At 60.6% G+C, this 22,810-nt stretch carries 20 protein-coding genes and 1 pseudogene; 11 read left to right on the top strand and 10 right to left on the bottom strand.

Annotated elements, in window-relative coordinates; all coding sequences use genetic code 11:
- Positions 1 to 100 precede the first annotated feature (100 nt).
- Positions 101 to 2,162 (bottom strand): annotated as a pseudogene (locus DJ564_RS25970) (putative bifunctional diguanylate cyclase/phosphodiesterase); the annotation flags it as partial.
- 4 nt (positions 2,163 to 2,166) lie between these two features.
- Entirely contained in the window at positions 2,167 to 2,526 is a 360-nt protein-coding gene (locus tag DJ564_RS32100) for a hypothetical protein (protein WP_162556242.1), read from the bottom strand.
- A 1,004-nt stretch (positions 2,527 to 3,530) separates the two neighbouring features.
- Between DJ564_RS32100 and DJ564_RS25960 the strand changes: the two genes are divergently transcribed.
- Positions 3,531 to 3,902: a DUF6124 family protein gene (locus tag DJ564_RS25960; RefSeq protein WP_109634399.1), complete on the top strand. Its 372-nt coding sequence runs from the start codon at positions 3,531 to 3,533 to the stop codon at positions 3,900 to 3,902.
- 57 nt (positions 3,903 to 3,959) lie between these two features.
- Here DJ564_RS25960 and DJ564_RS25955 read toward each other — a convergent pair whose 3' ends face one another.
- The 3 genes from DJ564_RS25955 to DJ564_RS25945 all read right to left on the bottom strand — a co-directional run bounded on the left by DJ564_RS25955 (position 3,960) and on the right by DJ564_RS25945 (position 5,743).
- Entirely contained in the window at positions 3,960 to 4,556 is a 597-nt protein-coding gene (locus DJ564_RS25955) for a superoxide dismutase (RefSeq protein WP_010457614.1), read from the bottom strand.
- 176 nt (positions 4,557 to 4,732) lie between these two features.
- Positions 4,733 to 5,335 carry a LysE/ArgO family amino acid transporter gene (locus DJ564_RS25950; protein WP_109634398.1) on the bottom strand — a complete coding sequence of 201 codons (603 nt, stop codon included), beginning with the start codon at positions 5,333 to 5,335 and terminating at the stop codon, positions 4,733 to 4,735.
- 6 nt (positions 5,336 to 5,341) lie between these two features.
- Complete coding sequence (locus tag DJ564_RS25945) at positions 5,342 to 5,743, bottom strand: ACT domain-containing protein (RefSeq protein WP_109634396.1); 402 nt, start codon at positions 5,741 to 5,743, stop codon at positions 5,342 to 5,344.
- 96 nt (positions 5,744 to 5,839) lie between these two features.
- On the opposite strand from DJ564_RS25945, the gene DJ564_RS25940 reads away from it, so the two are divergent.
- The 4 genes from DJ564_RS25940 to DJ564_RS25925 all read left to right on the top strand — a co-directional run bounded on the left by DJ564_RS25940 (position 5,840) and on the right by DJ564_RS25925 (position 9,878).
- Positions 5,840 to 6,733, top strand: coding sequence for a LysR family transcriptional regulator ArgP (locus DJ564_RS25940; protein ID WP_109634394.1), 894 nt, complete (start codon positions 5,840 to 5,842; stop codon positions 6,731 to 6,733).
- Between the two features lie 54 nt (positions 6,734 to 6,787).
- Positions 6,788 to 7,780, top strand: coding sequence for an NAD(P)-dependent oxidoreductase (locus DJ564_RS25935; RefSeq protein ID WP_109634393.1), 993 nt, complete (start codon positions 6,788 to 6,790; stop codon positions 7,778 to 7,780).
- A 120-nt stretch (positions 7,781 to 7,900) separates the two neighbouring features.
- Positions 7,901 to 8,776 (top strand): ATPase, encoded by an 876-nt coding sequence (locus tag DJ564_RS25930; protein WP_109634391.1) that lies wholly within the window; start codon positions 7,901 to 7,903, stop codon positions 8,774 to 8,776.
- Between the two features lie 253 nt (positions 8,777 to 9,029).
- Positions 9,030 to 9,878, top strand: a complete 849-nt coding sequence (locus tag DJ564_RS25925; protein WP_109634389.1) for a cache domain-containing protein — start codon at positions 9,030 to 9,032, stop codon at positions 9,876 to 9,878.
- Positions 9,879 to 10,014: 136 nt separating this feature from the next.
- On the opposite strand, the gene DJ564_RS25920 is transcribed toward DJ564_RS25925, so the two are convergent.
- Together DJ564_RS25920 and pobA are read right to left on the bottom strand one after the other, a co-directional pair.
- Positions 10,015 to 11,532, bottom strand: coding sequence for an MDR family MFS transporter (locus DJ564_RS25920; protein WP_109634387.1), 1,518 nt, complete (start codon positions 11,530 to 11,532; stop codon positions 10,015 to 10,017).
- 80 nt (positions 11,533 to 11,612) lie between these two features.
- Entirely contained in the window at positions 11,613 to 12,797 is a 1,185-nt protein-coding gene (pobA, locus tag DJ564_RS25915) for a 4-hydroxybenzoate 3-monooxygenase (RefSeq protein ID WP_178082357.1), read from the bottom strand.
- A 188-nt stretch (positions 12,798 to 12,985) separates the two neighbouring features.
- Here pobA and DJ564_RS25910 point away from each other — a divergent pair, with 188 nt between their 5' ends.
- The gene (locus DJ564_RS25910) at positions 12,986 to 13,882 is read left to right on the top strand and encodes a helix-turn-helix domain-containing protein (protein ID WP_109634384.1); all 897 of its coding nucleotides are present in this window, start codon (positions 12,986 to 12,988) and stop codon (positions 13,880 to 13,882) included.
- A 9-nt stretch (positions 13,883 to 13,891) separates the two neighbouring features.
- Here DJ564_RS25910 and DJ564_RS32220 read toward each other — a convergent pair whose 3' ends face one another.
- Both DJ564_RS32220 and DJ564_RS25900 read right to left on the bottom strand, forming a co-directional pair.
- Positions 13,892 to 14,068, bottom strand: coding sequence for a hypothetical protein (locus tag DJ564_RS32220; protein WP_176457761.1), 177 nt, complete (start codon positions 14,066 to 14,068; stop codon positions 13,892 to 13,894).
- Positions 14,069 to 14,286: 218 nt separating this feature from the next.
- Positions 14,287 to 15,192 carry a LysR family transcriptional regulator gene (locus tag DJ564_RS25900; protein WP_218277771.1) on the bottom strand — a complete coding sequence of 302 codons (906 nt, stop codon included), beginning with the start codon at positions 15,190 to 15,192 and terminating at the stop codon, positions 14,287 to 14,289.
- Between the two features lie 115 nt (positions 15,193 to 15,307).
- On the opposite strand from DJ564_RS25900, the gene DJ564_RS25895 reads away from it, so the two are divergent.
- Together DJ564_RS25895 and DJ564_RS25890 are read left to right on the top strand one after the other, a co-directional pair.
- Positions 15,308 to 16,189, top strand: a complete 882-nt coding sequence (locus DJ564_RS25895; protein ID WP_109634379.1) for an MBL fold metallo-hydrolase — start codon at positions 15,308 to 15,310, stop codon at positions 16,187 to 16,189.
- 207 nt (positions 16,190 to 16,396) lie between these two features.
- A complete protein-coding gene (locus DJ564_RS25890) occupies positions 16,397 to 17,011 on the top strand; it encodes an NAD(P)-dependent oxidoreductase (RefSeq protein WP_109634377.1) in 615 nt (204 codons plus the stop codon).
- A gap of 187 nt (positions 17,012 to 17,198) precedes the next feature.
- On the opposite strand, the gene DJ564_RS25885 is transcribed toward DJ564_RS25890, so the two are convergent.
- On the bottom strand, positions 17,199 to 18,080 hold the full coding sequence (locus DJ564_RS25885) for a LysR substrate-binding domain-containing protein (protein WP_109634376.1): 882 nt from the start codon (positions 18,078 to 18,080) through the stop codon (positions 17,199 to 17,201).
- Between the two features lie 159 nt (positions 18,081 to 18,239).
- Between DJ564_RS25885 and DJ564_RS25880 the strand changes: the two genes are divergently transcribed.
- The 3 genes from DJ564_RS25880 (at position 18,240) to DJ564_RS25870 (ending at position 22,655) form a co-directional block, all read left to right on the top strand.
- The gene (locus DJ564_RS25880) at positions 18,240 to 19,877 is read left to right on the top strand and encodes a 5-guanidino-2-oxopentanoate decarboxylase (protein ID WP_109634374.1); all 1,638 of its coding nucleotides are present in this window, start codon (positions 18,240 to 18,242) and stop codon (positions 19,875 to 19,877) included.
- A gap of 8 nt (positions 19,878 to 19,885) precedes the next feature.
- The gene (locus tag DJ564_RS25875) at positions 19,886 to 21,334 is read left to right on the top strand and encodes an aldehyde dehydrogenase family protein (protein ID WP_109636198.1); all 1,449 of its coding nucleotides are present in this window, start codon (positions 19,886 to 19,888) and stop codon (positions 21,332 to 21,334) included.
- A 217-nt stretch (positions 21,335 to 21,551) separates the two neighbouring features.
- Positions 21,552 to 22,655, top strand: coding sequence for an extracellular solute-binding protein (locus tag DJ564_RS25870; protein WP_109634373.1), 1,104 nt, complete (start codon positions 21,552 to 21,554; stop codon positions 22,653 to 22,655).
- The last annotated feature ends 155 nt before the right edge of the window (positions 22,656 to 22,810 follow it).

Genomic DNA, 22,810 nt, shown 5'->3' with positions numbered 1-22,810 from the left:
TAGGCAGGTTCTGGCTGAAGAAATGCTAAAGGCGCATTGCGACTGCTGCGCAGCCGAGCGGGAGCAAGCTCCCTCGCCACAGGCGCCAGCGGCTACAAAGGGGGCGTTGATCAGAGGATCGCTGCGTTGCTGCGCTGCGCCTGTTTCAGGTAAGCGCCCAATTCCCGTGCCGGCAACGGTTTGCTGTAGTGGTAGCCCTGACCTTCGTGGCAGCCTTCGGAGATGATGTAGGCCTCTTGCTCGGCGGTTTCCACGCCTTCGGCAATCACCTGCATGCCCAGGCTCTTGCCCAGCTGGATGATTGCCCGAACGATGGTGGCATCGTCGTCGTCATCGAGCAGGTCCTGCACGAAGCTCTTGTCGATCTTGATCTTGTCCAGCGGCAGGCTTTTCAGGTAGCTCAAGGACGAATAGCCGGTGCCGAAATCGTCGATCGCAATCAGTGCGCCGGAGCGGCGCAGGCTCAACAGATGCTGGGCGGCGGTGCTGATGTCTTCCATCAGGCCGGTTTCGGTGACTTCCAGCTCCAGGCTGCGCGGCGGCAGGCGGTACATCTGCAGCAGGTTGTTGACCACCCGCGGCAGCTCGGCGTGGTGCAGTTGCACCGTGGACAGGTTCACCGCCATGCGCAGGTCGATGAAACCCTGGTCGTGCCATTCGCGCAGTTGTTTGCAGGCCTGATCCAGCACCCATTCGCCGATGGCAATGATGGTGCCGTTCTGCTCGGCCAGCGGGATGAACAGGTCGGGCGGCACCAGGCCGTGTTCGGGATGCTGCCAGCGAATCAATGCCTCGACACCCACAACCCGGTGATCGCGGTAGCTGATCTGCGGTTGGTAGACGAGGTAGAACTGATCCCGCCGAAGGGCGTCGCGCAGGTCTTTTTCCAGTTCCCGGCGGCGGCGCATCTCGGTGTCGACGCTGGCGATGTAGAACTGATAGCGGTTGCGCGAGCGGGTTTTTGCCAGCGTCATGGTCTGTTCGGCTTTTTGCAGCAGTTTCTCGGTGCTGTCGCCGTCCTCGGGAAACAGGGTGATGCCGATGGTCGCGCGCAGGCGGATTTCCTGATGATCGAGGGCAAACGCCGCTTCCAGGTCATCAAGGATGCTTTGCGCCAGTTCGGCGGCTTCGTAAGGTTGTTCGATGTCGGCCTGGACCAGGGCGAACTGATCGCCACCCAGACGGGCGAGGGCGCCAAGGCGACCACTGTGAGCACGCAGACGATCGGCGAGGGCCAGCAGCAATTGGTCGCCGGTCTGATAGCTGAACTGTTCGTTGATGCCTTTGAAGTCGTCCAGGCCCACCACCAGCACCGCAACCCGACGTTGCAATTTGCCAGCGTCGACCAGGATCTTGTCCAGTTGTTGCTGCAATTGCTGGCGGTTCGGCAGGCCGGTGAGGAAGTCGTACTGGGCCATGCGCAGCAGGCTGTTTTCCGCTTCGTGGCGCAGGTGGGTGTTGCGCTCGATGGATTCGAGCAACTGGTTGGCGGTGTTGATCCAGATCCCCAGTTCGTTCTTTTCGTGGCCCTTGAGCAGCGGAATCTTGTGTTCGCTGGGGCGGTCCGGATTGATTTCGGTCAGGTGTTCGATGATGCGCGACAGCGGTTTGGTCAGCAGCCAGTGGTAGACCAAGTAAAGCACCAGGCCCATGGCCAGGGCGCGCAACACGCCGGAAATGAAGATGATCACCGAACTGACGATGAAGCCTTGCCCGTAGGTGGCGGTGTCGAGGGTGATGCTGAGGTCGCCGTAATATTCGCTGTAGGGACCGCGACCGACCAGTTGGGTGGTGAAGGTGCGTTCCTTGCCAAGAATGAGGTCGGTCAGCCAGCGGCTGTTTGAATGCTGCAACTCACGGGATTTCTGCGCGAGCATGGCTTCGTTGGGATGGCCGATGGAGGCCTGGCGCACGGCGTCGTCCTGAAACAGGCCTTCAATCACCTGCATGCCCATTTCCCGGTCCAGGCTGTAGACGGCCTGGGTCGAAGGGTCGCGGAACATGTCGAGGATGCGCTCGGCATCATTGGCCACGGCCTGGCGTGTTTTATAGGCATCGAAGACGATCTGCGCGCAGCTCAAGACTACGCCGACGATCAATGCCGACAGGAGCACGACCCGGAGCAACTTCACCGACAAGCTGTTCTTGAGTTCCAGCTTCAAAGGGTTATTCCTTGTTCCGTGCGGGTAGCATCAAGTTGCCATGAGTATTGGCAATCCCGTGATGGCAGTCAAAGGGACAATCAACCTCAGGGTTTTTTGCCAGCAGCTTGGCCGAAATGCTGTTGTTTTGAGTATTTGCCCTATTTGTACTGTGTCGGTAGTTGGGTCCTTCAACTTGAGGGGGATTGGGACTATTTTTCCATTTGTTGATGTTAGCCTGCTGTGGCGTGGGGGCAAGGGGCCGAATGCTGGTTTCATTGTCGGAGATTGGCCTGGTTTCTGCTGGTGTACGCATTTCAACTGTGGGAGTGAGCCTGCTCGCGATGGCGGCCTGATAGCCGACCAGTCTCTTGCTGGTGTACATATCTATTCCTGCGGTAACGGCGGCTGGCGGTTTCGCCCTTACGGCGAGGCACTTTTTTCAAACGCCAAAAAAGTACCCAAAAAGGCTCGCCCCAAGCGTCCGGCCCCTCGCCTGGGCTCGGCGTACCTTCGCTCCGGTATCCATCCGGGGACACTGCCCTCCGGTCTGCTTCGCGACGACCTACATGCAGCGTGTTCGACTGCGTCGAACGGCGCTGCGCGCCACTCCCCGGATGAACACCTCCACTCAGCCTCCCGAAAGGGGCGGGCAGATCAAGATCAAAAGCAGGCGAGCTAACGCTCGGCCTAATGAGTGGTGAGAAGCGAGCGGTACACGCCGATTCCTGTGGGAGCTGGCTTGCCAGCGATGGCGGCCTGACAGCCGACCAGTCTCTAGCCGATGTACACCAAACCCTGTGGGAGCTGGCTTGCCAGCGATGGCGGCCTGACAGCCGACCAGTCTCTAGCCGATGTACACCAAACCCTGTGGGAGCTGGCTTGCCAGCGATGGCGGCCTGACAGCCGACCAATTTCTTGCAGATGTACACCAAACCCTGTGGGAGCTGGCCTGCCAGCGATGGCGGCCTGACAGCCGACCAATCTCTTTCTCCTGCCCCCGATTGATTGTTCCCATGCTCCGCGTGGGAATGCCGCCCGGGACGCTCCGCGTTCCATTTTGTGTGTTGAAAGATGTGTAAGAAACACAGCGATTTCCCACGCATTTTTCAGGTTGCCGGGTAGGAAGCACTGCCTCTAACCTCTGGCTGTCGCTGAAAAACTCAGCGACCGGGTGTGAGAGCCCGGCAACTTATGGTCATCCAGTGTCTGTACACGCATAATCGCCGCCAGCTTACTCGCTGCCAGTATTTGCGTTATGGCGGCTGTGTGCGGGCGGACTTCGGTCCGGCCGGGTGTCCATAACCGGTCTTCTCACCTCGCACATAGCTGCCACCTCTTTGCCGTGTGAGAAGCGGCAAGTGGAGGCTCCAACGCTGGAGAAATTCAATGGACAAATTGATCCCCGACCCACCCGTCAACATCGCACCCGCCGCCGAAACTACTGAAGCCGAAACCCTCCTCAAAGACCACGAAGCCATAAAACGCGCCCTCGATTACTACCTCGACCCGCCAGCCCCATATCTCGAAAAACCCCGTCGCCCCAGCACGATGTTCATGATCGCCCCCAACATGGACACCGAAAGTCTCCTGGCCCAAGCCTGCGAGTCCCTGGCCTCGGCGAGTGTCATGGCCAGTGATTTCGCCGCGAACCTGATCGGTCCGCAGCGCAACACCGTGATGGCAATCCAGCAGATCATCATGCTGGCCGAGCTCGCCGTGAACCGAGCCTTGGATAACGTCGATCCGCAAGCAGCCTGATTTCTCCAGGCCATAAAAAACCCGGCATATAGCCGGGTTTTCTGTCTGGCATCGAGCTTAAGCCTTGAAGGTTTTGCCTTCAAATTGCTCAGCCACGAATTTCCAGTTGACCAGGTTCCAGAACGCTTCGACGTATTTCGGACGAACGTTGCGGTAGTCGATGTAGTAAGCGTGTTCCCAGACGTCGCAGGTCAGCAGCGGGGTGTCGCCGCTGGTCAGCGGGTTGCCGGCGCCGATGGTGCTGGCCAGGGCCAGGGAACCGTCAGCCTTTTTCACCAGCCAGCCCCAACCGGAACCGAAGGTGCCGATGGAGGTTTTGCTGAATTCTTCTTTGAACTTGTCGAACGAACCGAAGGAAGCGTTGATGGCTTCAGCCAGCGCGCCGGTTGGTTGACCGCCGGCGTTTGGCGCCAGGCAGTTCCAGTAGAAAGTGTGGTTCCAGACCTGAGCGGCGTTGTTGAAAATGCCACCCGAGGAAGACTTGACGATTTCTTCCAGGGTCTTGCCTTCGAACTCGGTGCCTGGCACCAGGTTGTTCAGGTTCACGACGTAGGTGTTGTGGTGCTTGTCGTGGTGGTATTCCAGGGTTTCCTTGGAAATGTGCGGCTGCAGGGCATCGTGTGCGTAGGGCAGCGGCGGCAATTCGAAAGCCATGATGATTCTCCTAATCAGGTCAGTTGCGGTGAGCGCAAGGCCGATCACGGGCGGCCAGACAAGCGCCGGGGAGTTTGTACTCTTTGCGGCGCATCGGATCGGATCATAGCACCGGGGGTGCGGCATAACCACGCAACAACTGTGTGGAATAGAGGTTCCAGAGCCTTTTGGAATAATCAGGGTGCGACGATTAATTGAAACGCCACGGCAAACATCATCACCGCCACCAGCAGATCGAGAATCCGCCAGGTGCTCGGCCGTGCCAGCCACGGCGCCAACCATGCGGCACCGAGTGCCAGGGTGAAAAACCACAACAACGACGCGCTCGCGGCGCCCACCACATACGCGCCGGGCTCGGTTTGTTGGGCTCCGAGTGAGCCGATCAACAACACCGTATCCAGGTAAACGTGCGGGTTGAGCAGGGTCACGGCCAAGGCGCTGAGCATCACCGCGCGCAACGAGCGCACCGTCTGGTTTTCACCCTGTTGCAGGCTTTGTTTCGAACACGCCCGACGTAGCGCCTGACTGCCATACCAAATCAGAAATACCGCGCCACCCCAGCGGGCGACCGCCAACAGGGTCGGGTTTTGCGCCAGCACCGTCGCCAGGCCGAAGACGCCGGCGGCGACTAATAGGGCATCGCAGGTCACGCACAGCGCCGCCACCGGCAGGTGATGTTCGCGCCGAAGGCTTTGCGCCAGCACAAACGCATTTTGCGTGCCGATCGCCATGATCAGCCCGGCGGCCACCAACAGGCCGTTCACATAACTTTGCCACATAAGGTTTTACTCCGCGTTGGCCGCCAGGTCCCGCAGCACTTGAAGGGCGCGCTGGGCATCGGCCTGACCGACGAATAAATGGTCGTGGTAGTAACCAGCGATCACGTTGCAGCTGATGCCGGCCTGGCCCAATGCCGTGGCGAACGCGGCGGTCAGGCCGACGGCTTCAAGGGCCGAGTGCACGTTCAAGGTGATCCAGGCCGCGACATAGTCGAAGGTGAAACCGGCCTGTTCCGCGTGGGAACGTTCCAGAATCACGGTCAGACCTTCCTGCTCGCGAAAGCTGCCGACGATCTCAAGGCCGGCGGGCAACTTACCGTCGCGCAGGGTGCAGAACACGTATTCGCCGTCGTTGAGCTGCGGGCTCATGCTGCGAAGAAGCGTTGCCAGTGAAGTTTCGCCAGCCATGTTGGTGTTCCTTGTTCAAGAGTTCTTGCTGGCCATTCTCCGACGCGGCGCGGTATAAGAAAAACCAATCATGCTGATCGCTCATTAGGAAAACTGATGTTCGACTATAAACTGCTTTCTGCACTGGCCGCGGTGGTCGAGCAGGCCGGGTTTGAACGCGCCGCACAGGTGCTGGGCTTGTCGCAATCGGCGATTTCCCAGCGGATCAAGCTGCTGGAGGCTCGGGTCGGCCAGCCAGTGTTGGTGCGGGTCACGCCGCCGGCGCCTACCGAGATTGGTCGGCGGCTGCTCAACCATGTCCAGCAAGTGCGTTTACTTGAGCGGGATCTTCAGACGCTGGTCCCGGCGCTGGACGAAGAAGGTCTGCCGGAACGCCTGCGTATCGCCCTCAACGCCGACAGCCTTGCCACCTGGTGGGCCGCAGCCGTCAGTGATTTCTGCGCCGAGCAACACCTGCTGCTGGATCTGGTCGTCGAAGACCAGACGGTGGGCCTCAAACGCATGCGCGCTGGCGAAGTGGCTGCGTGCATTTGCGCCAGCGAGCGTCCGGTGGCGGGTGCGCGCAGCGTGTTGTTGGGCGCCATGCGCTATCGAGCGTTGGCCAGTCCGGCGTTCATCGCGCGGCATTTTCCTGAAGGGGTGCGTGCTGACCTGCTGGCGAAAACTCCGGCGCTGGTCTTCGGCCCGGACGATTTCCTACAGCATCGCTACCTCGCGTCCCTTGGTGTCGATGGCGGTTTTGAACACCATTTATGCCCATCGTCTGAAGGCTTCATTCGCCTGACCGAGGCCGGACTTGGCTGGGGACTGGTGCCTGAGTTGCAGGTGCGCGAGCAACTGGAGCGCGGTGTATTGCAGGAGCTTTTGCCAGATAAGCCCATCGATGTGCCGCTGTACTGGCATCATTGGCGCAATGGCGGTCAGCTGCTGGGGTTGCTGACTGATCAATTGGTGCGTTCGTCGAAGCAATGGCTGGTGCCGTTGGACTGACGGGCAGCGTCAAGACTCACGCATTACGCAAAACGAAAGACATCGGAGCTCTACATGAAAATTCTGGTCACCGGCGCAAGCGGCTTCATTGGCGGACGCTTCGCGCGTTTTGCCTTGGAGCAGGGCCTGGACGTGCGGGTCAATGGTCGCCGGGCCGAAAGCGTCGAACACCTGGTGCGCCGTGGCGCCGAGTTTATCCCGGGCGACTTGAGCGACCCGGAGCTGGCGCGCGAGCTGTGTTCCGATGTCGAAGCGGTGGTGCATTGCGCCGGTGCGGTCGGTTTGTGGGGGCGTTATCAGGACTTTCATCAAGGCAACGTGCAGGTCACCGAAAACGTGGTCGAGGCCTGCCTGAAGCAGCGCGTCCGGCGCCTGGTGCATTTGTCGTCACCGTCGATCTACTTCGATGGCCGGGATCATCTGGGGCTGACCGAAGAGCAGGTGCCGAAACGTTTCAAGCATCCTTACGCCGCCACCAAGTTCCTCGCCGAGCAAAAGGTCTTCGGTGCACAGGAATTCGGCCTCGAAACCCTGGCCCTGCGCCCGCGTTTCGTGACCGGGGCCGGTGACATGAGCATCTTCCCGCGTCTGCTGAACATGCAGCGCAAGGGCCGCCTGTCGATCATTGGCAACGGCCTGAACAAAGTCGATTTCACCAGCGTGCAGAACCTCAATGAAGCGTTGCTGAGCAGTTTGCTGGCCAGTGGCTCGGCCTTGGGCAAGGCCTACAACATCAGTAACGGCACGCCGGTGCCGTTGTGGGATGTGGTCAATTACGTGATGCGCAAGATGGAAGTCCCACAAGTGACGCGCTACCGTTCCTACGGTCTGGCCTACAGCGTTGCCGCGCTCAACGAAGGGGTGTGCAAAGTGTGGCCGGGGCGTCCCGAGCCGACGCTGTCGCGACTGGGCATGCAGGTGATGAACAAAAATTTCACCCTGGACATCAGCCGCGCCCGGCATTATCTGGATTACGATCCGAAAGTCAGTCTCTGGACAGCCCTTGATGAATTCTGCGGCTGGTGGAAGGCTCAGGACATCCGCTGACTTTGCGGTGACAAACCTGCCAGCACTGAACCGAGTTTGGCGTTGAGGGTCAATCGGTGCGGCAGTGGGGTTTATACTCGCCGCATAAAGCCATCACCGCGTTCCACAAAGGTTGACTCAATGTCCATGCGTAACGATGCCAACGACGACTTCGATTTACCGAGCCTGCGCGCAGACGTCCCCGATGACGATGATTATCCGGCCACGACTCGCACCTCCGTGCATTCGCGGACGGCGCCGGTGGTCAAGGTCAAAAGCGCCAGCACCGGGCCTCTGTGGGCCTTGGTCGGCGCTTTGTTCTTTGCGTTCGCCGGCCTTGCCTGGTGGAGCTTTCAGCAGATTTCGCTGATGGAGCAGCAGCTGGTGGCGACCCAGGAAAGTTTCGCGCGTATCAGTGAGGACGCGGCGGGGCGCTTGCAGGACATTTCCGGCAAGGTGGTCGCTAGCCAGACCAACGTCACCAGCGACAGCGAAGCGCTGAAGCTGCAGATCAAGCAGCTGGAAAACCAGCTGCAGGATCAAAGCAAACAGCAGCAAGGCGTTGTCGGCCAGACCAGCGATCTGGACAAGCGTCTGGCCCAAATGACCGCGCAAACCTCCGATCTGGATAAACGCCTGGCGCAAGTGACCGCCCAGAACACTGAACACCAGACCGCCAGCACGCAGTTGCAGGCGCAGGTCAAAGCCTTGAGCACCGAGTTGACCGCGCTGAAAAATGCCCCGGAAGACACCAGCAAATTCGACGCCCAGCTCAAAAGCCTCGGCGCCGACATCGTCGCGCTGAAGAAACAAGGCAACCCGAGCGCCGCCATCGAGCGTCTGGAGCAAGACATGATCGTGCTCAAAAGCCAGCAGGACAACCGCCCGGCAGCTGCGCAAGGCGTCACCAATACCGCCGAGTTCGACGCCTTCCGCGGCCAGACCACCCGCAACATCAACACCCTTCAGGCGCAGATCCAGAATCTGCAGCAACAACTGCGCGCCCGGGCGCAATAGCCCGGTTGGCTGCATACCTGTGGCGAGGGAGCTTGCTCCCGCTCGGCTGCGAAGCAGTCGTCAACGAGGCACTGCCGATCTAACTGAGTAACTGCGGCGAATGGTTTTGGGGGGCGCTTCGCGCCCCAGCGGGAGCAAGCTCCCTCGCCACATAAACCCAATTGCCACAATGGCCTGCGCTTTCCTGAATATTCGTACATATCCCATTGCCGTCTACGCTCTTGAAACACCGACAAGAACGAGGGGATGCGCTATGGGGGTTCTGCACAAGTTGGCCGTGCTGGGCGGGATGCTGTTGCTTTGCGTGGGGCAGGTTCAGGCTGCAACGGCGGAAAAGGACGACAGCCAGGCCGCCAAAGCCTTGCTGGAAAAAGCCCTGGCTTACTACCACGACAACGGCGACAAGGCCTTCGCGGCGTTCAGCCGTCAGGGCGAGTTTGTTGACAAGGATCGTTACGTCTTCGTGGTCGATACCAAAGGCGTGATGCTCGCCAGCGGCGGGCCGTCTTCGGCGTTGATCGGGCGTGATGTGTCTGAAACCCTGGGGCCGGATTTGCAGAAAGCCTTCAAGGACGCCTTGAAAGTGCCGGAGGGCAATGGCATCCAGCAGGCCGAATACCGCTGGCAGAACTGGTCCGACGGCAAGGTCGAGCGCAAGCATGTGTTCTATCAGCGCGTTGGCCAGCGGATTCTGGCCGTGGGTTACTACTTGCCACGGGCATCGGCGGAGCAGGCAATGGCCTTGCTGAACAAAGCGGCGACCGACCTGACCAAGGACGAAAAGGGCACGCTGACCGCGATCAATTCCCTCAAGGGCGGTTACTTGCAGGATGACCTGTACGTATTCGTCGTAGATCTGGACACCCAGCGCTACGTGGCCCACGGCACCAACTTGCGGCTGATCAACACCGACTTCGGCAAGATCAAGGACCCGGAAGGCAAACCGGTGGGCGAGCCAATCCTGGCGTTGATTGCCAAACAGGATTACGGCGAATACGAATACCGCTGGAAAAATCCGGTGACCGGAAAGGTTGAGGACAAGCATGCCTACTTGAAAAAGGTCGGGCATTTTCTGGTGGCGGTGGGTTACTACAGCCCTTGATTCTTTGGTGTCTGTGAGGACGCCATCGCGAGCAGGCTCGCTCCCACAGTAGATCTCCAGTGTTCACAGCATTTGTGGACGACAAAGATCCATTGTGGGAGCGAGCCTGCTCGCGATGGCGGGCAACTCGGTCTATCTACCGAACCTTATCTTCTCGCCCCCGCAACACCCTGTTCGGCATCGCAACCGCCGCCGCCAACCCCAGCAACGACACCGCCGCACTGACCATCAGCAAATGCCGAAAGGTCAGCAGCAACTCAGCGCGCAGGGCGTTCTGCGCCTCCCCCGGCGCAGCGTTCAAGCCATCCAGCAATACATTCCCCGACCGGCCCTCTGCAATCACGGACGAGCCAGCCAAGTGGACGAAGCTCGAATCCTGCAACAACGCCAGCAGCAACGCCGACATCAGCGCCACACCGACCGCGCCACCCAGCGAGCGGAACAGGTTGGTGGTGCTGGTGGCGACGCCGATATCCCGTTGTTCCACCGAATTCTGCGTGCCGACCAGGGACGTCGGAAATTGCATGCCACTGGCGATTCCGCTGAGCAACATAAACAGACTGCTGAACAAGAAGGCCTGGGGCGGACTTAACGCCATGCCGAGAATCGAGATCGGCATCAGCACCGCACCCGTCAGGATCATCGGTTTGTAGCGCCCGGTCACCGACGTGCGGCGCCCGGCGAAATAAGCCCCGATCGGCAAGCCCATGGCCAGCGGCAACAAGTGCAGTGCGGCGCTGTCGGCCCCGGCGCCGGTGACGCTCTGGAAGCGCAGCGGCATCAACACAATCAGCGAGATGGCCTGGAAACTGGTGAAGAAAATCGTGCACCAGCACAGGATCGCGTTGCGGTTGGCAAACAGGTGCATCGGCAGCAACGGCTCCCGCGCCCGGCGCTCATGCCAGACGAACAGCGCCAGCACCAGCACCGCACACCCGAGCAGGCCCAGCACTTCGGCGCTGCGCCACGAATGACCCTGACCGACTTCAGTGATGCCCAGCAGCAAAGCGGTCAAACCGATGATCAGCAGCAGCGTGCCGAGGTAATCGATGATCGGTTGGCGTTGTGGCACCGGCAAACCCACCAGCGTGCGATTGGCCACCAGCCAGGCACCCAGGCCCAGCGGCAGGTTGATCAGAAACACCCAGCGCCATGACAGGTATTCGGTCATGTAGCCGCCGAGCACCGGGCCGGCGACACTGGCCACCGCGTACATGCTGCTGAAATATCCCTGATAACGACCACGTTCCCGGGGCGGGACGATGTCGCCGATGATCGCCTGGCTGACCGAAATCATCCCGCCCGCGCCGATGCCCTGGATGATCCGCGCCAGCACCAGTTGCTCCATGCTCTGGGCCATGCCGCAGAACAACGAGGCGAGGGTGAACAGCCCCATGCCAAACAGCATCAACTTGCGTCGGCCGTACAGATCGCCGAGTTTGCCGTAGATCGGCACCGCTACAGTCATCGCTACCATGTAGCCGGATATCACCCAGGCCAGCAGGCTGACGTCCTTGAATTGCGCGGAGATGGCCGGCATTGAAACGGCGACGATGGTCTGGTCCAGCGCGCCAAGAAAGATCGCCAGCATCAGGGCGATCAACACGCTGCGAATGGCCGGTTTGGGCGTTTCAGGCTGGCTGAGATTGGTCACGGGTGGAAACCTGCGGGCAGTGATTGACCCGCACGAGACGAGGCGAGCGGGGATGCTCGCCAGTGTAAGTCGGTAGCAGGCTATTCGATAGCCTCATAAGGAAGCCCGACGTAATTTTCTGCAATGGTTTTTCGACCGGCCTCGGAGTCGACGAAATAGTCCAGTTCCGACTCGCTGATGCGCTGGCTGAAGGCGTCGTGATCGTCGAAGCGGTGCAGCATCGAGGTCATCCACCAGGAAAACCGTTCGGCTTTCCAGACCCGGCGCAGGCAAATTTCAGAGTATTTTTCCAGCAAGTCCACACGCCCTTCGCTGTAAACCTTCTGCAAAATGGTGAACAAGGTGCTGACGTCGCTGGCCGCCAGGTTCAGGCCTTTGGCGCCGGTGGGCGGGACGATGTGCGCGGCGTCGCCGACCAGGAACATCCGCCCGTACTGCATCGGCTCGACCACAAAACTGCGCAGCGGCGCGATGCTCTTTTCGATGGACGGCCCGGTCACCAGGGAGTCGGCCAACGCAGAAGGCAGGCGCGATTTGAGCTCATCCCAGAAGCGCTGATCCGGCCAGTCTTCGACCTTTTCGTCCGCCGGCACCTGCAGGTAATAACGCGTGCGGGTCGCCGAGCGCATGCTGCACAGGGCAAAACCGCGCTCGTGGCGGGCGTAGACCAACTCCTCGTGGACCGGCGGCGTATCGGCGAGAATCCCCAGCCAGCCAAACGGATAGACCCGCTCGAAAACCTTCACGCACTCGGAAGGAATCGATTGTCGCGCCACGCCATGGAAACCGTCGCACCCGGCGATGTAGTCGCAGTCGAGGCGATACGTCTCGCCATTCTTCTCAAACGTCACGAACGGTTCTGCGGTTTTCATCCCGTGGGGTACGACGTTGTCGGCCTGGTAAATCGTCTGCGCGCCTGCCTCCCGACGAGCGGCCATCAGGTCCCGGGTGACCTCGGTCTGGCCATAGATCATCACGGTTTTGCCACCGGTCAGGGCGTGCAGATCGATGTGTACCCGACGTCCGTCGAGGGCCAGTTCGAAGCCGCCATGGACCAGCCCTTCGGTGTCCATGCGATGACCCACCCCGGCCTGTCGCAACAGCTCTACCATGCCTTGTTCGAGGACACCGGCGCGGATTCGGCCGAGCACATAGTCCGGGGTCTGGCGTTCGAGGATCAAGGTGTCGATTCCGGCATTATGCAGCAACTGGCCGAGCAGCAAACCGGAGGGGCCGGCGCCAATGATGGCTATTTGGGTTTTCAGTATTTTCATTGTTCTTATGACTCGCAAGCTTCACGCGACCAAGGCCGGTGAATGATTTTTATGGATCGAGTGCTTGCATTTTTCCCTTGCGGGTCTGTCAATTGAAGGTGAAAACTGAGCCGATACCTGTACATTCTGCCAATCGGTGCGATTATCGCCCGTAACCCTTTGAGGCCTGGATTGAAGTGATGAACAAGCCTGACCTGCCTTCGATTCCAGTGTTCAAGCTCTACGGTGAAAGCCTGGACTGGCCGACCCCCGACTTGCTGCACTGTGAAACCATTTCCAAACGCAGCCGCGAACACCAATGGGAAATCAAACCCCACCGTCACGCCGATTTGTGCCAGTTGCTCTTCGTATTCAAAGGTCAGGCAGAGCTTGAAATCGAAGGCAAACACACGCAACTGACAGAACCGGCCATCCTGATCCTGCCGCCGTTATCGGTGCACGGCTACCGGTTTTCCGAGGACGTCGAAGGGTTCGTCGTGACCCTCGCCGCGCCGCTGGTTGCCCATCTTCAGGCGCAGCTGGGCAACTCGGTGAACGCGTTGGCCCAGGCCGAAAGTTACCCGGCGGGCAAGGAAAGCGAGTACCTCAACAGCCTGTTTTCGGCGCTGCAAGACGAATATACCGGCCATCAGCCTGCGCGCGAGATGCTCATGCATTCGCTGGTCAGCGTGATCATGGTGTGGGTGAGTCGTCAGGTGATTACGCGTCGTGCCGCCAGCCAGCGTCCGCAACGGGCCCGGGAATACCTCAACGGTTTTATCCAGTTGGTGGAAGAGACTTACCGCCAGCACGTCAAGGTCGAGGACTTGGCGCATCGACTGGGGATTTCCGTGTCGCACCTCAACGGCACCTGCCGTGAGCTGGCGGGGCAACCGGCGTTGCAGATCATGCACGAACGTCAGTTGCTGGAGGCCAAGCGCTTGCTGACCTACACCAGCATGACCATTTACGAAATGTCTGACGTGTTGGGGTTTTCCGATCCGACCAACTTCACACGCCTGTTCCGGCGTCGAGTGGGGATCTCGCCCAAGGCTTTTCGCGACCGCTTGAAGGCCGATCAGGACAACGAGGCCTGATCGCCTTCGTTACCGAAGGGCGTTGAGGGTCGCGTTGTGGGGAATGCAGCGCTCGAAGTTACAACTCGCGTAATCGCGGGGCAGTTGCCGCAACTGCTCGACACGCCAGGCGGCGGTGCCATACAGCGCCAGCGTCGCCGCGCAGGTGATGAAAATGGCGAGGTATCTTCTTGTTTTGGTGTTCATGGCGTTGACCTCTGAACTAATACCCTTCGGTATTACTTTCAGCATAGGTCAGCGCGGGTGAGATGCCAGTGATGGTGTTTTTGCATCTACCCCGGTATTCAGAACACTGATGCCCCCTGTGGGAGCGAGCCTGCTCGCGATAGCGGTGGATCAGTCGCCATCATTGTTGAATGACCCACCGCTATCGCGAGCAGGCTCGCTCCCACAGTTTGATCGGGTTACAGGCCGATATCCCATGACGGTTCTTCAGGGAATCTGAGCACCAGAAAATCCAGCATGCTGCGCAGCGCCGCTGGCATGTGTTTGCGTGAGGCATACACCGCGTAAACGCTCATCTGTCGTGGTTCGGCGTGGGGCAGCAGGCGAACTAGCTCGCCACTGTGGAGATGCACGCCCGCCTGATAACTGGGCAGCATCGCCACACCCGCCCCGGCGAGGGTGGCGCGCAGCAGCGTGCTGGCTTCGTTGGCGCTGATGTTGCCCTGCACCGGCACCGACACCGGTTCGCCGTCCTCCTCGAAATGCCACAGGCTTTTGCCGAAATAGGAGTGAGTCAGGCAGTTGTGCTGACTCAAGTCCTCGACGCGTTGCGGTGTCGGGTGTTCGCTCAGGTAAGCCGGGGAGGCGCAGATCACCGAGCGGCAGACCGTCAGTCGCCGGGCGATCAGGTTTGGGTCCAGGTCGTTGCTGGTGCGGATCGCCAGGTCGATGCGTTCATCCACCAGGTTCACCGTGCGGTCGAGCATCTGCATGTCGATGCTCACGCCAGGATAGCGTTTGACGTACGCGGCCATGGCATCCGCCAGTTGCGCCTGGCCGAACGAGGTGCTGACGCTGATGCGCAGCAGGCCGCGTGGCGCCTCGTCCGGCTCGCTGACGGCGGCTTGCATGTCGGTGGACAGGTCGAGCATCTGCCGACAACGGGGCAGGATTTCACTGCCAGCGGCGGTCAGGCTCAGTTTTCGCGTGGTGCGGTGCATCAGGCGTGCGCCGACCCAGTCTTCCAGCTCCGCCAGATAACGCGAAACCACCGGCCGTGACAGGTCCAGATGATCGGCGGCGGCCGACTGGCTGCCGAGGTCGACCACTGACACAAACACCCGCATTGCTTGTAGACGATCCATGATTTGCCCGCTTTCAGAAACAAACTATGTTCAAGCATCGCATTTTTTGTACTGAGTCAGGCAACTAAGCTCTGTCCCCATCGCCAGACACGGCATTTGGATTACGGAGCAACAGATGATCGGCTTCACCTCTCTCAAGCGCATTTTGCTGGCCACCGCCACCCTCGGCTTCGCGGCCCACGCCGCGGCGGCATCGACCCTGACCCTGGACGTGTACAACCCGGGCGACAAGGCGATCTTCCCGGTGACCTCGGTCCTGGTCAGCGGCGAGAAAGAAGCGATTCTGGTGGACGCGCAATTCGGCAAATCCCAGGCCGAACAGGTGGTCGAGAAGATCCGCGCCAGCGGCAAGCAACTGACCACTATCTACATCAGCCATGGCGACCCTGATTACTACTTCGGCCTCGACACCCTGACCGCGGCATTCCCAAACGCCAAGGTGCTGGCCTCGCAGCCCACCGTGGATCACATCAAGCACACCGTCGACGGCAAACTGGCGTTCTGGGGCCCGAAAATGGGCGCCGACGTGCCGGCCAAAACCATCGTGCCCAGTGTACTCAAGGGCGACAGCCTGATGCTTGAGGGGCAGAAGTTGCAGGTGGTGGGCCTGGACGGCAAGCAGCCGGATCGCACCTTTGTGTGGATCCCGTCGATCAAGGCCGTGGTCGGTGGCGTGGTCGTCGCCGAAAACATTCATGTGTGGATGGCTGATACACAAACCGCGCAATCCCATGCCGATTGGTTGGCTACGCTGCATGCCATCGAAACGCTGAAACCGAAAACCATCGTGCCGGGGCATTACCTGGGTGAGAGCGCCCGTTCGTTGGCTGCTGTGCAGTTCACCGCCGATTACATCAAGGCCTTCGATGAAGAAACCGCCAAGGCCAAGGATTCCACCGCGCTGATCGGCGCGATGAAAAAACGCTTCCCGACACTGGGCGAAGAAAGCTCGCTGGAGCTGAGCGCGAAAGTCGCCAAAGGCGAGATGAAGTGGTAACCGGATTTAACGACTGAGGGAGCCTTTGTGGCGAGGGAGCTTGCTACCGCTGGAGTGCGAAGCGCTCCCCTGCAGTGTGTCAGCCACAGAGCATTCTCAGGCTTACGACTGCTGCGCAGCCGAACGGGAGCAAGCTCCCTCGCCACAGGATTGCGTGATCGCACTCGCTGCAAACGTTAGATATACCCAAGCCAACTGGAGAATGTCATGAGCAAAATCGCAATCATCGGTGCTACCGGCCGTGCCGGCAGCCAATTGCTGGAAGAAGCCCTGCGTCGTGGTCACAGCGTCACCGCCATTGCTCGGGACACTTCAAAGATCGGCCCGCGTGCCGGGGTGGTCACCAGAAACGTCGATGCCCTGGATGCCGAAGCGTTGCACGCCGCCGTCGAAGGCCATGACGTGGTGATCAGTGCGGCGCACTTCGCGACCCTGCCGGCCAGCGCCGTGGTCGGGCCGGTGAAAAAGGCCGGGGTGAAACGCCTGCTGGTGGTAGGAGGTGCGGGTTCGTTGTTGCTGCCGGATGGCACGCGCGTCATCGACAGCGAGGGCTTCCCTGAGGCGTACAAGGCTGAGGCGAGCGCCGGGGCTGAGTTCCTTGGGAACCTGCGCCAGGAACAGGATCTGGACTGGACGTTCCTGTCACCGTCGGCGGAGTTCGTCGAAGGTGAGCGCACGGGTGCGTTTCGGCTGGGCAAGGATGATTTGCTGGTGAGCAGTGCAGGGCGCAGTTGGATCACCTTTGCTGATTATGCGATTGCGCTGATTGATGAAGTCGAAGCGCCGAAGCATTCGCGGCAGCGGTTCACTGTCGGGTATTAAGCTGAAAACCACCTCAGCCCTCTCCCCAGAGGGGAGAGGGGAAAGGGGGCAGATCCGGGGCTGTTCAAAACTTGAGTTCGACTCGATATCTCAGGTCGCAAAATTTCGACCAGACAACCCGGTCAGTCCCCTCGCCCCTCTGGGGAGATGGTCAGGGTGAGGGGTGGATCTAAAGGACACACCACTTTCACCGCGATTGAGCCTGCTCCACCAACCACCGCATCAATTCGCGCAACTTTGGCGAAGGCCCGGGTTTTTCCGGGAACACCAGGTAATACGCCAACCCGGTCTTCACCTTCAGTTCAAACGGCATCACCAGCCGCCCGGCGCTCAGGTCATCGCCAATCAACGACCAATCCCCAATCGCCACACCGGTCCCCTGGGACGCCATCGACATCGCCAGGTCCAGGGTTTCGAAGTGCTGGCCCTTACTGACATTGCTCAAGCGAATCTCCGCGCTGGCCAGCCAGGCTTTCCAGTCGCGCTCATCGCGGGTCGGGTGCAACAGCATGTGCTGTTCCAGATCCTCTGGCGCCTGCAACGGCACCGGTCCTTCGAGATACGGCCGGGAGCAGACCGGCGTCAGTTGCTCATCGAACAGCCGATGGGACTCCAGTGACGTCTCCGGCGGTACGCCATAAATCACCGCCGCGTCGAACTGCTCACGATGAAAATCCACGCCGTGTTTCACCGTGGTGGTCAATTCCACCGGCACGTCCGGGCGCTCCCTTTGCCACTGCACCAGGCGCGGCAAAAGCCAGCGCATCACGCAGGTCGGGGCCTTGAGTTGCAGGGTTTCGCGCTTCTCGCCGATCTGCTCGACCGCCTCGTCGATCAAGCCGAAAATCTGCTGCACCCGTGGCAGCCACTCCCGTCCTTCGGCGGTCAAGTCGAGGCCGCGGGCCTGACGGATAAACAGTTCATAACCCAGATGTTCTTCCAGCCCGGCGATCTGCCGACTCACCGCGCCTTGGGTGATGTACAGCTGTTCGGCGGCCCGGGTGAAGTTGCAGCACTGCGCGGTGATCAGAAAAGTGTGCAGCGCCGGCAGGGGAGGCAATCGTTTCATTGGGATCCAAGGTATGACGTGAGGACATGGCTAGTATGATTTTTTATCCATTGTTGCGGCTACGTGTCGCCCGTTCCAATGAGGCCATCCCTGGACCTGCCCACGCATCATAAACACTGCGCAGGCCCGGTGTCTCAAACGAACAAAAAGGGCAAAGACATGGCGACGTGCGGCGAAGTATTGGTCAAGTTACTCGAAGATTACGGGGTCGAGCAGGTGTTCGGCATTCCCGGGGTGCACACCGTGGAGCTGTATCGCGGGCTGGCCCGTTCGAGCATCAACCACGTCACGCCGCGTCACGAACAGGGCGCCGGCTTCATGGCCGACGGTTATGCGCGCACCAGCGGCAAACCGGGTGTGTGCTTCATCATCACCGGCCCTGGCATGACCAACATCACCACCGCGATGGGCCAGGCGTATGCCGACTCGATCCCGATGCTGGTGATCTCCAGCGTGCAATCGCGCAGCCAGTTGGGCGGCGGTCGTGGCAAGCTCCACGAGCTGCCAAACCAGAGTGCGCTGGTCGGCGGCGTGGCGGCGTTCTCCCACACCCTGATGTCGGCAGCGGAATTGCCGGGCGTGCTGGCCCGTGCATTTGCACTGTTCCAGGCTGGCCGTCCACGTCCTGTGCATATCGAAATTCCACTGGACGTGCTGGTCGAAGAGGCCAATGACCTGCTCGCCAGTCTGCCAGTGAACATCGACCGCGCCGGCGCTTCTCCGAGTGCGATCAGCCGCATGACCGCGCTGCTGGCCGGCGCCAAGCGTCCACTGATTCTTGCCGGTGGCGGTGCCATCGATGCGGCCACCGAGTTGACCGAGTTGGCCGAACTGCTCGACGCGCCAGTGGCCCTGACCATCAATGCCAAAGGCATGCTCCAATCCAATCACCCGTTGTTGATCGGTTCGACCCAAAGCCTGGTTGCGACCCGCGCCTTGGTGGCCGAGGCCGACGTGGTGCTGGCCATCGGTACCGAACTGGCCGAGACCGATTACGACGTCACGTTTGCCGGCGGTTTCGAGATTCCTGGCGTGCTGCTGCGCATCGATATCGATCCCGACCAGACCGTGCGCAATTATCCGCCGAAAGTCGCCCTGGTGGCTGACTCGCGCAACGCCGCGCAAGCCTTGCTCAGTGAACTGTCCAAACACTCGCTGGCCGAGCGCCGCAACGATTGGGGCCAGGTCCGTGCCGCGCGTTTGCGCGAAGACCTCGCCGCCACTTGGGACGCCCCGACCCTGGCCCAGACCCGCTTCCTCGAAACCGTTTTGCATGAACTGCCGGACGCGGTGTTCGTCGGCGACTCGACCCAACCGGTGTACACCGGCAACCTGACCTTCAACCCGGAACGCCCGCGTCGCTGGTTCAACTCGTCCACCGGTTACGGCACCCTTGGTTACGCCTTGCCGGCGGCAATCGGCGCCTGGCTCGGTGGCAGCGTTGAACACGGCGCGCGTCCTCCGGTGGTGTGCCTGATCGGTGACGGCGGCCTGCAATTCACCTTGCCGGAACTGGCCAGCGCCGTTGAAGCGCGCACCCCGGTGATCGTCCTGCTGTGGAATAACCAGGGCTACGAAGAGATCAAGAAATACATGGTCAACCGCGCCATCGAACCGGTCGGCGTGGACATCTACACCCCGGACTTCATCGGTGTGGCCAAGGCGCTGGGCTGTGCGGCCGAAGCGGTGAACGGTGTCGAGCAGCTGCGCAGCGCTCTGCGTACTGCCGCCGACCGCCAGGGCCCGACCCTGATTGAAATCGATCAGACTTCGTGGATGAAGGCGGTGTCGAAATGAGCTTCCGCATGACTTTCCCAACGGCGCTGGACGGTCTCTACATCAACGGCCAATGGTCGGCTGGCAACGAACATTTGCGCGTGATCAACCCGGCCACCGAAGCCTTGTTGACCACCGTGAATGGCGGCGATGAAAAAGCCGTCGATCAAGCCGTCACTGCCGCCACCCAGGCGTTCGGCGAATGGTCGAAAACCACCGGCACTGAGCGCGGCGCAATCCTGCGCAGAATCGCCGCAGGTGTTCAGGCCGGGCGTGACCACTTGATGAAGTTGCAGTCGAGCAACAACGGCAAACCGCTGTTCGAAGCCGCCATCGACGTCGATGACGTGATCGCCACGTTCGAGTATTACGCCGGTCTGGCCGAACGCCTCGATGCCCAGCAAGACAGCAATGTCGAGCTGCCCACCGACGACTTCAGTGCTCGTGTGCGCCGTGAGCCGTGCGGCGTGGTGGGCCTGATCGTGCCGTGGAATTTCCCGATGGTCACCACCGCCTGGAAACTTGCTCCGGCGCTGGCCGCCGGCTGCTGCGTGGTGCTCAAACCGTCCGAAGTCACGCCGCTGTCGGAGCTGGAACTGGCCGCGATCATCGCTGAAGCCGGCTTGCCCGCTGGTGTATTCAACCTGGTCTGTGGCACCGGTCTGGCCGTTGGTGCGCCGCTGTCGGCCGATCCGCGTATCGCCAAGATCTCCTTCACCGGCAGCAACGCGGTCGGCGTCCAGGTGATGCAACGTGCGGCGGAAACCGTGAAAGGCGTGAGCCTGGAACTGGGCGGCAAATCCTCGCTGCTAGTGCTCGCCGATGCTGACATCGAACTGGCGGTGGAAGTGGCCTGTGGCGGCGGCTTTTTCAACGCCGGGCAGATGTGCTCCGCCACCAGCCGCGTGCTGGTCGCTGATGAACTGGCAGATGAATTCCTCATCCGATTGAAGGCCCGCGCCGAAGCCATTCGCGTCGCCGACCCGTTCGACTCGAACGTGGAAATGGGCGCGCTGGTCAATCAGGCGCAATACCAGCGAGTGCTGGGCCACATCGATCGTGGTTTGAGCGCTGGCGCCAAGCTGGTTTGCGGTGGCAATCGCCCGGCAGACCTGTCCCGCGGCTATTTTTTGCAGCCGACGATTTTCACTGAAGTGCCCCTCGACAGTGCGTTGTGGTGTGAAGAGATTTTCGGGCCGGTGATCTGCGTGCGCAGTTTTGCCTCCGAGGCCGAGGCGATTGCCCTGGCCAACGACAGCCAGTTCGGTCTGGTGGCCAGCGTCGTCACCCGCGACACCGAAGCGGCGGATCGGGTCGCCAACGCCTTGCAGGCGGGGCTGGTGTGGATCAACGCGCCGCAAGTGATCTTCCCGCAGACCGCCTGGGGTGGCTACAAACAGAGCAGCATCGGCCGCGAATTGGGGCCGTGGGGCATGCAGGCTTTCCAGGAAATCAAACACGTGATTCGCGCCGTCTGACGGCACGAAAAAGGTGAGTGCATGCCTCGTATCGAGGCATGCGCTGGTGTCATGGCTTCGATGAGTTTTTATCGATAGTCAGGTGTTTTGCACGACCTCAGGATGAACTCTCTGGTTCAGCCAAACCCCCGAAAATACGAGGGATAACGCTGATCCAACCGCGCGGATGCAACAGTTTCGACCTGCCTTATACCTACAAAAACAAAGGGAGTCCGTAATGGGCGAGCATGATCTGAACAGACGTCAATTCATCAAAACCGTGGGCGTGGCCTCGGTGGCAGCGGCGGCCATGAGCTTGCCCTTCGTCAAGGCCAATGCCAGCGACACGCGGTTCCAGGGCAAGACCCTGCGCCTGCTGACCTGGTCCGATGACACCGGCCTCGCGGCACTGCGCAACATCGCAGCCACCTTCGAAGACAAATACGGTTGCAAGGTCATCGCTGACCGCACCGGCAGTACTTCGGAAATGGTCGCCAAACTCAAGGCAGCCGGTGATCGTCCGCAGTACGACATCATCACCCTGGCCGGCGTCGGCGCCGAAGGCCTGGCCGCGGCCAATCTGCTGGAAAAACCCGACCTCAACCGCATCCCCAACCTGGTCGACGTGCCGGAGAAATACCGCACCGGCGCCAATGGTCACGGCATCGGTTACCTGCTGTGGTGCAACAGCCTCGTCTACAGCACCCGCACCATCAAGGAAGCCCCGGACAGTTACGCCGCCCTGTGGGACGCCGAGCTGTCGCCGAACATCTTCCTGCCGCCGCCGAACTGGACCGAAGCGATGGACCTGATCATCATTGCCGCCAAACTGGCCGGTGGTGACGAGCACAACATCGAGCCGGGCTTCAAGAAACTCGCCGAGCTGAAAGATCGTGTGGTGACCCTGGGCGAAAACCCGAACCAGATCGCCGAGCTGTTCCGCACCGGCTCCCTGGACATGGGCGGCCTGTACGCACCGGCCTTCTTCCCGAAACAGATCCGCGATCCGGCCTATGGCCTGGGCGCCACGTTCGGCATGAAGGAAGGTTTCTACACCGACCTGATGCTCTCGGTGATGCCGAAGAATCGTCCCGGCGATACCGATCTGGTCTACGCCTTCATCAACCACTCTCTGGACCCGCTGGTGCAGGGCAAGATGGCCGAAGACATCTACAACGGCCCGGTCAATTCCAAGGCGATCATCTCCGCCGAAGCGCGCAAGAGCCCGTACATCCTCACGCCGGAGCAGATTGCCGAGAAAGCGATCATGCACGACAACGCCTTCCTGGCCTCCGTGCATGACCAATGGATTCGTCGCTACACGGAAATCTTTTCTTCCTGATCGAGTGGCGAACACACCTCTTTAGAACACTGCAAATCCCTGTGGGAGCGAGCTTTTGTGGCGAGGGGGCTTGCCCCCGTTGGGACGCGAAGCGGCCCTGAATCCTGTCATCGCGGTGCATCAGGTGCACCGCGCGAGATGGTTTACGACTGCTT

Origin of the sequence: Pseudomonas sp. 31-12 (assembly GCF_003151075.1) — a bacterium.
In the GTDB taxonomy this organism is placed as follows: Bacteria; Pseudomonadota; Gammaproteobacteria; order Pseudomonadales; family Pseudomonadaceae; genus Aquipseudomonas.
This window is presented reverse-complemented; position numbering and strand designations above follow the sequence as displayed.

What these genes read in the sequence shown, in the direction of transcription:
- DJ564_RS32100 (WP_162556242.1), bottom strand. Translation starts at nt 2,526, where the DNA reads ATGTACACCAGCAAGAGACTGGTCGGCTATCAGGCCGCCATCGCGAGC.
- DJ564_RS25960 (WP_109634399.1), top strand. Translation starts at nt 3,531, where the DNA reads ATGGACAAATTGATCCCCGACCCACCCGTCAACATCGCACCCGCCGCC.
- DJ564_RS25955 (WP_010457614.1), bottom strand. Translation starts at nt 4,556, where the DNA reads ATGGCTTTCGAATTGCCGCCGCTGCCCTACGCACACGATGCCCTGCAG.
- DJ564_RS25950 (WP_109634398.1), bottom strand. Translation starts at nt 5,335, where the DNA reads ATGTGGCAAAGTTATGTGAACGGCCTGTTGGTGGCCGCCGGGCTGATC.
- DJ564_RS25945 (WP_109634396.1), bottom strand. Translation starts at nt 5,743, where the DNA reads ATGGCTGGCGAAACTTCACTGGCAACGCTTCTTCGCAGCATGAGCCCG.
- DJ564_RS25940 (WP_109634394.1), top strand. Translation starts at nt 5,840, where the DNA reads ATGTTCGACTATAAACTGCTTTCTGCACTGGCCGCGGTGGTCGAGCAG.
- DJ564_RS25935 (WP_109634393.1), top strand. Translation starts at nt 6,788, where the DNA reads ATGAAAATTCTGGTCACCGGCGCAAGCGGCTTCATTGGCGGACGCTTC.
- DJ564_RS25930 (WP_109634391.1), top strand. Translation starts at nt 7,901, where the DNA reads ATGTCCATGCGTAACGATGCCAACGACGACTTCGATTTACCGAGCCTG.
- DJ564_RS25925 (WP_109634389.1), top strand. Translation starts at nt 9,030, where the DNA reads ATGGGGGTTCTGCACAAGTTGGCCGTGCTGGGCGGGATGCTGTTGCTT.
- DJ564_RS25910 (WP_109634384.1), top strand. Translation starts at nt 12,986, where the DNA reads ATGAACAAGCCTGACCTGCCTTCGATTCCAGTGTTCAAGCTCTACGGT.
- DJ564_RS32220 (WP_176457761.1), bottom strand. Translation starts at nt 14,068, where the DNA reads ATGAACACCAAAACAAGAAGATACCTCGCCATTTTCATCACCTGCGCG.
- DJ564_RS25900 (WP_218277771.1), bottom strand. Translation starts at nt 15,192, where the DNA reads ATGGATCGTCTACAAGCAATGCGGGTGTTTGTGTCAGTGGTCGACCTC.
- DJ564_RS25895 (WP_109634379.1), top strand. Translation starts at nt 15,308, where the DNA reads ATGATCGGCTTCACCTCTCTCAAGCGCATTTTGCTGGCCACCGCCACC.
- DJ564_RS25890 (WP_109634377.1), top strand. Translation starts at nt 16,397, where the DNA reads ATGAGCAAAATCGCAATCATCGGTGCTACCGGCCGTGCCGGCAGCCAA.
- DJ564_RS25885 (WP_109634376.1), bottom strand. Translation starts at nt 18,080, where the DNA reads ATGAAACGATTGCCTCCCCTGCCGGCGCTGCACACTTTTCTGATCACC.
- DJ564_RS25880 (WP_109634374.1), top strand. Translation starts at nt 18,240, where the DNA reads ATGGCGACGTGCGGCGAAGTATTGGTCAAGTTACTCGAAGATTACGGG.
- DJ564_RS25875 (WP_109636198.1), top strand. Translation starts at nt 19,886, where the DNA reads ATGACTTTCCCAACGGCGCTGGACGGTCTCTACATCAACGGCCAATGG.
- DJ564_RS25870 (WP_109634373.1), top strand. Translation starts at nt 21,552, where the DNA reads ATGGGCGAGCATGATCTGAACAGACGTCAATTCATCAAAACCGTGGGC.